The following is a 10,447-nucleotide window of genomic DNA, read 5'->3' on the forward strand; positions in this document are numbered from 1 at the left end:
TAAAGGCAGAGAAATGTTTATTATCAGGAGCCTTTATGCCCTATTTTTTACTCAGTCTCGCGGCCTGTTTTTGGGGGGGTAATTATGTCGTCGGTCATTTACTGGTGGCGCATGCAGACCCGATTATATTATCCGCCGCACGCTGGATAATTACGGCTCTTCTTTTATCGATGCTTTATATCAGACAAATTCGCGCCCAGTGGCCGATGATGAAAAAGGCGAAAGGTACGATCATATTTCTTGCGTTGTGCGGACAGGTTATGTTCCCACTCACGCTGTATATCGGTCTGCAATATACTTCATCTCTTAATGCAGCTATTTATTTATCTACAACGCCTGCCCTGGTTTTATTGATAAATAAGCTGGTCTTTAAAGAGAAAATATCAGTACAGAATATTGCTGGCGTTGTTCTCAGTTCATTGGGCGTCGTCTGGCTGGTCATGCAGGGCGATCTGCTGCATCTGGATACGCTTAAAAATCTGAATCGCGGCGATATCTGGACCATGGGCTCTGCCGCCAGCTGGGCCGTTTATTGTGCTTTCTTGCGGATGAAGCCGAAAAGCGTCGGTGGGAATGCCTTTGTGGCCGTGAGCGCGGTCCTCGGTGCCCTGGTGTTGTTACCGGTACTGGCGATATCGTTGATAAAGACCGGCTTACCTGAGTGGACGGCCTATACCGCACCGGGCTTTTTAAGCGGGCTGATGTACCTGGTGGTCTTTCCTTCCTGGCTCTCTTACCTGCTGTGGAATAAAGGCATTGCGGCTATCGGTGCAACCCGCGGGGAGATTTATTCCCACCTTATTCCGCTGAGCGGCGGTCTGTTCAGCGTGATGTTCCTGCACGTTACGTTGCATTCGTATCATCTGGTCAGCACGGTACTGATTCTGTTTGGCATTGCCCTCTGCTCTCGCGCCTCGCAAAGGAAAGTCGCGAAGATCGAACGCGCAGACGAAAAAGTACAGATATGAAAAAGGCCCACGTTATAAATAACGTGGGCCTGAATAGTGGCGGAACGGACGGGACTCGAACCCGCGACCCCCTGCGTGACAGGCAGGTATTCTAACCGACTGAACTACCGCTCCACTGTTCCCGCTTGGGGAACGAGGCGCATATTACGGTGTGCCTCCGATCTCGTCAACGCTTTTTCTCACGTTTTGAATCGTTTGCTGCAAAATTCACCCAACCGATGATTTTACAGGCATTGTGGCGTTTTTTCAGGCGCGCCACATACAGCTTCCGCCCTTCTTCTGCACCAGGTCGAGACGGGATTCATGGTTAAGTAGCTCTTCATCACTGGCTAACACCACCCGCAAACGGCTTGCCTGACGGACAACGCGCTGAATGCCCGCTTCGCCCTGCGTCTGCTGTGACTCATTTTCCATGCTGAACTTCATTGACGTCTGCCCACCGGTCATCGTCAGATAGACATCGGCGAGGATCTGGGCATCGAGCAACGCCCCGTGGAGCGTTCGCTTGGTATTGTCTATCTCGTAGCGCGAACAAAGCGCATCCAGGCTGTTACGCTTGCCCGGGAACATCTTCCTTGCCAGCGCCAGACTGTCTGTTACCTTACAGAAGGTGTTCGTCTTCGGGATATCACGATTAAGCTTGCTGAATTCATAATCCATAAAGCCGATATCGAACGAGGCGTTATGGATGACAAGCTCAGCGCCCTTGATGTATTCCAGAAACTCGTCAGCCACATCCGCAAACGTCGGTTTATCCAGCAAGAACTCATCGGCAATACCGTGAACGCCGAACGCCTCTGGATCCACCAGCCGATCGGGTTTGAGATACACGTGGAAGTTGTTCCCCGTGAGACGACGGTTCACCACTTCAACGGCACCGATCTCAATGATCTTATGCCCTTCGTAGTGCGCGCCGATCTGGTTCATACCGGTGGTTTCGGTATCGAGGACAATCTGGCGAGTAATTGCAGTGCTCATAGCGGTCATTTATGTCAGACTTATCGTTTAACTGAACGTTTCAAATACAGGAAGTCTACCAGAGATGCGTAAACAGGTAGAAATTTTCACCGATGGATCTTGTCTCGGCAACCCAGGGCCCGGCGGCTACGGCGCGATTATGCGCTATCGCCAGCATGAAAAAACTTTTAGCGAAGGCTATTTCCTGACCACCAACAACCGTATGGAGTTGATGGCGGCCATTGTGGCGCTGGAAGCCTTAAAAGAACACTGCGACGTGGTGCTCAGTACCGACAGCCAGTACGTGCGCCAGGGTATCACCCAGTGGATCCACAACTGGAAAAAACGCGGCTGGAAAACTGCGGATAAAAAGCCGGTTAAAAATGTCGATCTCTGGAAGCGGCTGGATGCGGCATTAGGTCAGCACCAAATAAAATGGGAATGGGTAAAAGGGCATGCTGGTCACCCTGAGAACGAACGCTGCGACGAACTGGCGCGCGCGGCGGCTTTAAACCCGGCCCATGAGGATGCAGGCTACCAGCCTGAATCCTGATCAGGGCTTTCTGTACTGCCGCGTTGCGCCAACGGTCTGCCGGATAGGCGTTTTCGATTTGCTCTGCTTCATCGGGTTAAGCGTAAGGGGGATGGTTCGCTTACGCGCGACGATAAACTGCATGCAGCCTAAGGCGGGCAAATGCGTGCTTAACAACACTCCCCCCTTCCGCGCCCACGGCAGTACCTGAAAACCGCCGTAGCAGAGCACTTCAAAGTTCAGCAGTGAAAGCCAGTCGAGCTGGCGCATCATGGTGAACATTCGGCTGTTATAGGGTGGCGTTCGGCGCAGCACGGGCACCAGCTTGCGCAGCCCCATCAGGCTCAGCGGATTGAATCCGCTGAGGATCAGCCAGCCGTCATCAATCAGAACGCGATCGGCTTCACGCAGCATACGGTGAGGATCGCTGCACCAGGGCAACGCGTGTGCAAGAAGGCATGCATCAACGGATTTCTCTGCAAATGGCAGATGCAACGGGTCTGCCTTCACCTGAACCGGCGATCCGCCGAGAGAGACGTTAACCTGATGTGAGATAGCGCAGCTTTCGGTATTGATTTCCGCGCTGAGATTGCCAATCTTAAGCAGGTGAAAGCCATACATTTTCGCGAGCCAGGGCTTCAGCTGCTGCTCCAGTGCCTCGCGATAGTATTCACCCCAGGGCAATTCCGCCCAACGTTCCGGTGCTGCGACAGTCTGAGGTATCCTTGCCGGTTTCATCAAAACACCCGCCACGCTATAAGAGGTAATGTATGAATCTTATCAGTATTCCCGCTTTTGAGGACAATTACATCTGGGTTTTGGTCGATGACGATCGTCGATGCGTCATTGTCGATCCCGGCGAATCCGCCCCTGTACTGCGCGCAATAAATGATAACGGCTGGCAGCCTGACGCCATTCTTTTGACGCATCATCATAACGATCATACTGGCGGCGTGCAGGAACTGCGCGCCCAATTTCCGCATCTTGTGGTGTACGGACCGGCTGAGACACAAAATAAGGGAACGACGCAAGTAGTCGAAGAAGGCGAAAATATCCTCATCCACGAGTGGGAGTTTTCCGTATTTGCTACACCGGGTCACACTTTGGGACATCTGTGTTTCTACAGCAAACCTTATCTTTTTTGTGGCGACACCTTGTTCTCTGGCGGCTGCGGAAGACTGTTTGAAGGCACGCCTGAACAGATGTATCAGTCTTTACAAAAGATTAGTGCGTTACCGGATGACACCCTTATTTGTTGCGCCCATGAGTATACATTAGGAAATATGAAGTTTGCTGCAAGCCTCTTACCTGAGGATCGGGCGATTCAGGATTATTATCACAAAGTGAAGGAGTTACGTGCAAAAAACCAAAATACACTGCCCGTAATTCTGAAAAATGAGCGCCAGATTAATTTATTTTTACGAACAGATGATATTGATTTAATTAATAAAATTAACCAAGAAACAAATTTGCAACAACCTGAACAGCGATTTGCATGGTTAAGGTCAAAGAAAGATAACTTCAGATAAATGCGGGTTGCCTTTTCAAAATTTCGCCGTTATCATCGCTCGTCTTTTAAGCAACTATTGACACACACATGAAGGCAAAAGCGATATTACTCGCCTCTGTCCTGCTTGTAGGTTGCCAGTCGCAGAACGGCAGCAACGTACAACAGCACGCACAGAGCCTTTCTGCAGCTGGTCAAGGGGAAGCAGGGAAGTTTACAAGTTCGGCGCGCTGGATGGACGATGGGACATCTTTCGCGCAGGAGCAAGACTTGTGGACCTCTATTGGCGACGAGCTAAAGATGGGAATTCCGGAAAACAGCCGGATTCGCGAACAGAAACAGAAGTATTTAAGAAATAAGAGCTATCTCCACGATGTAACGTTACGGGCAGAGCCGTATATGTACTGGATAGCCGGGCAAGTTAAAAAACGTAACATGCCTATGGAGCTGGTACTCCTACCCATAGTGGAGAGCGCTTTTGACCCACACGCGACGTCTGGCGCCAATGCCGCAGGCATTTGGCAGATCATTCCGAGCACCGGGCGAAACTATGGTCTGAAACAGACCCGCAACTATGATGCGCGTCGCGATGTTGTCGCTTCAACGACAGCCGCTCTCGACATGATGCAACGTCTGAACAAGATGTTTGACGGCGACTGGCTGTTAACGGTCGCAGCGTATAACAGTGGCGAAGGTCGTGTACTGAAGGCAATGAAAGCGAATAAAGCACGGGGTAAATCCACCGATTTTTGGTCGCTCTCACTGCCACAGGAAACGAAGATTTACGTACCGAAGATGCTGGCCTTGAGCGATATTCTCAAGAACAGCAAGCGTTACGGTGTACAACTGCCAACACCAGACGAAAGTCGTGCACTGGCGCGCGTGCGCCTCAGCAATCCGGTTGATATTCAACAAGTTGCTGATATGACGGGTATGTCGGTAAGTAAATTGAAAACCTTTAATGCAGGCGTTAAAGGCTCGACGCTGGGGGCAAGCGGCCCGCAGTATGTGATGGTTCCGCAGAAACATGCGGCGCAGTTACGTGAGTCTTTAGCATCGGGTGAAATTGCCGCCGTTCAGTCAACGCTGATCGCCGATGCTTCATCCGTTAGCAGCCGCAGCTATAAGGTGCGTTCAGGGGATACCCTTTCAGGCATTGCCTCACGTCTTGGCGTGACGGCGAAAGATCTGCAGCAGTGGAATAATCTGCGCAGCTCTGGGCTGAAGGTGGGTCAGACACTGACGGTGGGTGCAGGTAACAGCGCACAGCGTCTCGCCAGCAACAGCGATAGCATCACCTATCGCGTGCGCAAAGGCGATTCACTGTCCAGTATCGCAAAACGACACGGCGTGAACATCAAAGATGTGATGCGCTGGAATAATGATACTGACAATCTGAAACCGGGCGACCAGCTGACGCTGTTTGTGAAGAACAGCGCCACGCCAGACTCCTGATAACACGATCGAAAGATAAAAAGGCACCGATTCCCCTCGGTGCCTTTTTTGTTTATCGCGCTTTTTGCGCTTCAGCCATGATGGTATCGCTCGTAAATGAGCCATCCGCCTGCAGTTCAAAGTACGCCTTCACCTCTGCGGACGCACTCTCCTGGTAAAGCCTAATTGCCTGGCTTAACGCCTCCGGGGTACGCATACGTGCTATCCAGGAGCTGAACTCCAGCGGTAAACGGTCTGTTATTAACGAGCGCGCAATCAGCCCGGCTTCAGTGATAAACGATAACCACTCCCCGCTGGCGTAGTTTTGCACGTGCGAGGTGTCGCGCAGCGCTTCGACCGTCTGCAGCCAGATATTACGCACCGGATGTCCGGGAGACATCACGTCCATAATGATGAAGGTGCCACCCGGCTTCAGAACACGTCTGACTTCGCGCAATGCCTGGCCGACGTCATGCCAGTGGTGTGCGGAATACCGGCTGATCGCGACATCAAACGACGCGTCATCAAACGGTAAAGACTCCGCATAGCCCTGCCGCGTATCTATATTTTTCAGCCCTTTCGCTTTCGCCGCCTCAGCAACGACGTCCAGCATCTGGCTCGATAAATCATATGCGGTAACGTGGGCTACCTGCTGCGCAGCCGTAAAGCTGGCGTGCCCTGCCCCACATCCCAGGTCCAGCACGTGCGCCTGCGGGAATGCCGCCAGACGTTCACCGAGACGCACCAGATCGCGACCTGAAGCATGCACGGCGCTGCTCAGATAAGCACTTGCCTGAGAACCAAACTGTTTTTCTACGTTGTCATGATGGGAGTGTGTTGTTGTCATCGTACTGTCCTTTGTTGGTTAAAAATAAAAGGGCAGCACCCGCGCGGCCTGCCCCACGGCAGACCTGACACACCATTATTTATCAGGTTTGCCGGGACTGAATTCAACGAGTAGAGGGTTGTGATCCGAAGCGCGCGTCACCAGTACAGAGGCGTCGTGCACGCTCAAACCGCGATAGAAGACAAAGTCGAGAGGACGACCAAAAGCTTTTTTACGCTGGTCATCACTGAAGCGAACTTCACGCAGCGACATTTCGCGCGCAAAGCGATACAGCGCATTCATGCGTGGACGGCTCCAGGCATTAAAATCGCCTGCCATGATGATGGGCCCGCTGTGATGCGCAATCTGATCGCCAATAGGAAGTAACTGCTTACTATACACGTCCACGCCGAGGCTAAAGTTTACCGCGTGGATATTGACGACCATCAGCATACGGGTATCCGGCAGAGGATAGACCGTCACCAGCGCTGATTTCGCCAGACGCAGGATAGGTTCGCGCTCGCGGAGCGGGCAACAGTAGACCGGATGGGCAGCAGAAAGCGTCATTACGCCAGAGGGATGCTGCGGCAGGACAAATGCCGGCACCTGGTCGGCGGCAAGGTAATTCGTGGTGGCAAACCGTACCAGTTCAGGGGTAGTTTGCGCCTCCTGGAGCAGAACCAGGTGAGCATCTTTTCCAAAATTTTTGAGTACCGATAACCACTCCGCGCGCTGCTGCTTGAAGATATTCCAGACCAGAACCCGGATTTTATCATCGCTGCTTAACGGTGTGCCGGCGGGTAATGCCTGGCTTATGCTCGCAAACGACCCCGGAGGTAAGATCCTCTCCGCGGGCATTCCGGCAACATAACGCATGGCATAGGTATTTTTTCGCACTTTTGGAAACAGCCCCTGTAACATGAACCAGCCCTGAAAACGGACTGGTTCTAATGTTATAGGGACTTTAGGTCACACTTTCAACGCAATTTCTGAGAAACCGCTTTCCAGTTTTGTAAGCAAGCACTTACTGATGTTATCCCAGCGCTACGCGGGCTGGCTTATCGAGGCGTCCACTCAGGCCAATCAGCAGGAAGGCGACCAGGACAATCACCGCGCCAATCCATGGGGTCTGGGTTAATCCGAAGTGTTCGACGGTTTGTCCGCCAATAATGGAGCCCAGCGCGATACCAATATTAAAAGCGGCAATATTCAGACCGGATGCCACATCCACCGCATTCGGCGTATAGAGCTCGGCTTTCTGGACAACGTAAACCTGAAGCCCTGGCACATTACCGAAGGCGAAGATCCCCATCACAAGTACCGTGACCAGCGCGGCGTATTGCATTGAAGCCGTGAACTGGAAAATTATCAGCAGAACCACCAGGGCGGCGAAGATAAATTTCAGCGCCGGTACCGCACCATGCTTATCCGCAAGCTTACCGCCCCAGATATTGCCAATGGCCACAGAAATACCGTATCCCAGCAAAATCCAGCTCACGGCATTCGGGGAGAAGCCCGCCAGGTCCTGCATCATCGGTGCCAGGAAGGTGAAGGCAGTGAATACGCCGCCATAGCCCAGAGCCGTAACCGCATAGATGATAAGCAAACGCGGATGAGTAAGCACTTTCAGCTGATCGCGCAGGCTGGCGCTCGCCCGGCCCGGGATATTCGACGGTACCAGCAGCAGGCTAGTCACCAGAGCGATAACGCCCAGTAAGGAGACGGCCAGAAACGTTTCACGCCAGCCGAAATGCTGTCCGATAAACGTTCCCAACGGTACGCCTGTGACCAGTGCGACGGTCAATCCACCGAACATGATCGCGATCGCTGAAGCCGCTTTCTCTTTGGGGACCAGGCTGGTTGCAATGGTGGAACCAATCGAGAAGAACACGCCGTGTGCCAGACCGGTCAGCAGGCGGGCAATCACCAGCGTGGTGTAGTCCGGTGCCTGCCAGGCCAGAACGTTCCCGGCGGTAAACAGCACCATCAGCGCGACTAACAGCTGCTTACGCGGAAAACGTCCGGTCAGGGCCGTCAGCACCGGCGCGCCGACGGCAACGCCCAGGGCGTAGATAGACACCAGTAACCCGGCTGAGGGCAGCGAGATGGCAAGCTGGTTAGCGATGGTGGGAACCAGTCCCACGATAACAAATTCGGTCGTGCCAATTGCAAAGGCACTGATCGTCAGGGCAAGTAGCGCCAGTGGCATAAAATACTCCGTATCATCAGGATTAAGATGACAGGCAGTATGCGCCAGTGCTTAAATAACAAAAATGGTCAAAATATCAATAGAATTTTGCAGGTGGTGCAACAATGAAAGCTACGTCTGAAGAGCTGACAATCTTTGTCGCCGTCGTCGAAAGCGGCAGCTTTAGCCGCGCAGCCGAGCAGCTGGGACAGGCTAACTCGGCCATTAGCCGTTCGGTGAAAAAGCTGGAGATGAAGCTTGGGGTGAGTCTGCTCAACCGAACGACGCGGCAGCTCAGTCTGACGGAAGAAGGGGAACGTTATTTCCGCCGCGTGCAGTCGGTGCTGCAGGAGATGGCCGCAGCGGAGACGGAGATTATGGAAACCCGCAGCACGCCGCGCGGGTTGCTGCGCATTGATGCTGCCACGCCGGTTGTGCTTCATTTTCTGATACCGTTAATCAAACCTTTCCGTGAACGCTATCCGGAGATGACGCTCTCTCTGGTCTCGTCCGAGACGTTTATTAACCTCATCGAGCGGAAAGTGGATGTGGCTATTCGGGCGGGAACCCTGACGGATTCCAGCCTGCGGGCCCGCCCGCTGTTTGCCAGCTACCGTAAAATTATCGCGTCGCCACAGTATATTGCTGAACATGGTAAACCGGAGACGGTTGAAGAACTGAAGCAGCATCTGTGCCTGGGCTTTACGGAGCCGGTGTCGCTGAACACCTGGCCTGTTGCCTGTCATGATGGCCAGCTTCATGAAATTACCTGCGGGTTATCGTCTAACAGCGGAGAAACGCTGAAGCAGCTTTGCCTGGAAGGGAATGGGATCGCCTGCTTGTCAGACTATATGATTGATAAAGAGATAGCGCGGGGTGAACTGGTAGAGCTAATGGCCGATAAACGTTTGCCGGTAGAGATGCCTTTCAGCGCGGTTTATTACAGCGACAGAGCGGTAAGCACGCGCATACGCGCCTTTATCGACTTCCTGAGCGAGCATATAAAAACAGCTCCCGGAGGAGCTGTGTGAGGGTTCGGGTTACAGAGGGAGGGTCTTATTAATCCCAGTCAGGGGCTAAACCTTCCGGGCTCACTAGGCGGTCGTTGCACTCCAGTGCTGCGATCGCTTTTTTATCATCGTCATCCAGATGAAGATCCAGCGCTAGCAGGTTGCTGGCCAGGTTTTCGCGCTTGGTTGATGATGGGATCACGGCATAGCCTTCACCCATTGCCCATGCCAGAATAACCTGCGCAGCAGTCGCGTTATGTTTCTCTGCGATACGGATAATTACCTCGTCTTTCAGAGCCTTACCGTAGGCCAGCGTCATGTAAGAGGTAATATGGATCCCGTGCTGTTTTGCCCAGTCCACGACTTTGCGGTTTTGCAGGTATGGAGACAGCTCGATCTGGTTGGTCGCAATATTCTCAGCGCCAACAGCGGCAATCGCCTTTTCCATCAGCGGGATGGTGAAGTTGGAAATACCAATTTCACGGGTCAGGCCCTGCTTTTTCGCTTCCAACAGCGCCTGCATGAACTCTTCCACAGAAACGGCATCGTTCGGTGACGGCCAGTGGATCAGCGTCAGATCGACATAGTCGGTACGCAGTTTCTTCAGGCTCTCTTTCAGGCTTGGAATGAGCTTGTCTTTGCTGAGGTTTTCGATCCAGATTTTGGTGGTGATGAACAGTTCATTACGCGGTACACCGCTCTCTTCAAGAGCCTGTCCAACGGCAGCTTCGTTTTCATAGATCTGTGCCGTATCAATTGCGCGATAGCCAAGTTCAAGAGCGGTTTTAACTGATGCGATAACTACGTCGTCTTTCAGGCGGAAAGTGCCCAGACCAAATGCAGGGAGAGTCATAATATTCCTCAATCGTTATGTTCGTTAACTGAGGACGATTATCGCTGGCGGTGTTATAGAGAAAAAGATCGTAAAACGCAGAGGATTTTTGCTAATTTCGCAATAATTAATCGTCAGATATGAAAAAAGCCCTGAGCGTTAACTCAGGGCTTTTAATAAGTGGCGGAACGGA

At 52.6% G+C, this 10,447-nt stretch carries 11 protein-coding genes and 1 tRNA gene; 5 read left to right on the plus strand and 7 right to left on the minus strand.

Going from position 1 to position 10,447, the window contains the following annotated elements; genetic code table 11:
* Positions 1-35: 35 nt before the first annotated feature.
* Positions 36-968, plus strand: a complete 933-nt coding sequence (locus IM313_RS22335; RefSeq protein ID WP_100170733.1) for a DMT family transporter — start codon at positions 36-38, stop codon at positions 966-968.
* Positions 969-1,005: 37 nt separating this feature from the next.
* Here IM313_RS22335 and IM313_RS22340 read toward each other — a convergent pair.
* Together IM313_RS22340 and dnaQ are read right to left on the minus strand one after the other, a co-directional pair.
* Positions 1,006-1,082, minus strand: a tRNA-Asp gene (locus IM313_RS22340).
* A 132-nt stretch (positions 1,083-1,214) separates the two neighbouring features.
* Positions 1,215-1,946, minus strand: coding sequence for a DNA polymerase III subunit epsilon (gene dnaQ / locus IM313_RS22345; protein WP_029739690.1), 732 nt, complete (start codon positions 1,944-1,946; stop codon positions 1,215-1,217).
* Positions 1,947-2,010: 64 nt separating this feature from the next.
* Here dnaQ and rnhA point away from each other — a divergent pair, with 64 nt between their 5' ends.
* Complete coding sequence (gene rnhA, locus IM313_RS22350; RefSeq protein ID WP_028015610.1) at positions 2,011-2,478, plus strand: ribonuclease HI; 468 nt, start codon at positions 2,011-2,013, stop codon at positions 2,476-2,478.
* On the opposite strand, the gene IM313_RS22355 is transcribed toward rnhA, so the two are convergent.
* Complete coding sequence (locus IM313_RS22355; protein ID WP_028015609.1) at positions 2,479-3,195, minus strand: class I SAM-dependent methyltransferase; 717 nt, start codon at positions 3,193-3,195, stop codon at positions 2,479-2,481. It abuts the gene before it with no gap.
* A gap of 32 nt (positions 3,196-3,227) precedes the next feature.
* Between IM313_RS22355 and gloB the strand changes: the two genes are divergently transcribed.
* Both gloB and mltD read left to right on the plus strand, forming a co-directional pair.
* Complete coding sequence (gene gloB, locus IM313_RS22360; protein WP_059357725.1) at positions 3,228-3,986, plus strand: hydroxyacylglutathione hydrolase; 759 nt, start codon at positions 3,228-3,230, stop codon at positions 3,984-3,986.
* A gap of 68 nt (positions 3,987-4,054) precedes the next feature.
* Positions 4,055-5,419 carry a murein transglycosylase D gene (mltD, locus tag IM313_RS22365; RefSeq protein WP_041911175.1) on the plus strand — a complete coding sequence of 455 codons (1,365 nt, stop codon included), beginning with the start codon at positions 4,055-4,057 and terminating at the stop codon, positions 5,417-5,419.
* A gap of 52 nt (positions 5,420-5,471) precedes the next feature.
* On the opposite strand, the gene IM313_RS22370 is transcribed toward mltD, so the two are convergent.
* The 3 genes from IM313_RS22370 to IM313_RS22380 form a co-directional block, all read right to left on the minus strand.
* Entirely contained in the window at positions 5,472-6,245 is a 774-nt protein-coding gene (locus IM313_RS22370) for a class I SAM-dependent methyltransferase (RefSeq protein WP_192971523.1), read from the minus strand.
* A 75-nt stretch (positions 6,246-6,320) separates the two neighbouring features.
* A complete protein-coding gene (locus IM313_RS22375; RefSeq protein ID WP_028015605.1) occupies positions 6,321-7,121 on the minus strand; it encodes an endonuclease/exonuclease/phosphatase family protein in 801 nt (266 codons plus the stop codon).
* A 136-nt stretch (positions 7,122-7,257) separates the two neighbouring features.
* Positions 7,258-8,433 carry an MFS transporter gene (locus IM313_RS22380; RefSeq protein WP_126327425.1) on the minus strand — a complete coding sequence of 392 codons (1,176 nt, stop codon included), beginning with the start codon at positions 8,431-8,433 and terminating at the stop codon, positions 7,258-7,260.
* Between the two features lie 104 nt (positions 8,434-8,537).
* On the opposite strand from IM313_RS22380, the gene yafC reads away from it, so the two are divergent.
* Positions 8,538-9,443, plus strand: coding sequence for a DNA-binding transcriptional regulator YafC (gene yafC / locus IM313_RS22385; protein ID WP_192971524.1), 906 nt, complete (start codon positions 8,538-8,540; stop codon positions 9,441-9,443).
* A gap of 28 nt (positions 9,444-9,471) precedes the next feature.
* On the opposite strand, the gene dkgB is transcribed toward yafC, so the two are convergent.
* Complete coding sequence (gene dkgB, locus IM313_RS22390; protein WP_028015602.1) at positions 9,472-10,275, minus strand: 2,5-didehydrogluconate reductase DkgB; 804 nt, start codon at positions 10,273-10,275, stop codon at positions 9,472-9,474.
* Positions 10,276-10,447 lie beyond the last annotated feature (172 nt).

Origin of the sequence: Enterobacter cloacae complex sp. P2B (assembly GCF_014895985.1) — a bacterium.
GTDB lineage: Bacteria > Pseudomonadota > Gammaproteobacteria > Enterobacterales > Enterobacteriaceae > Enterobacter > Enterobacter bugandensis.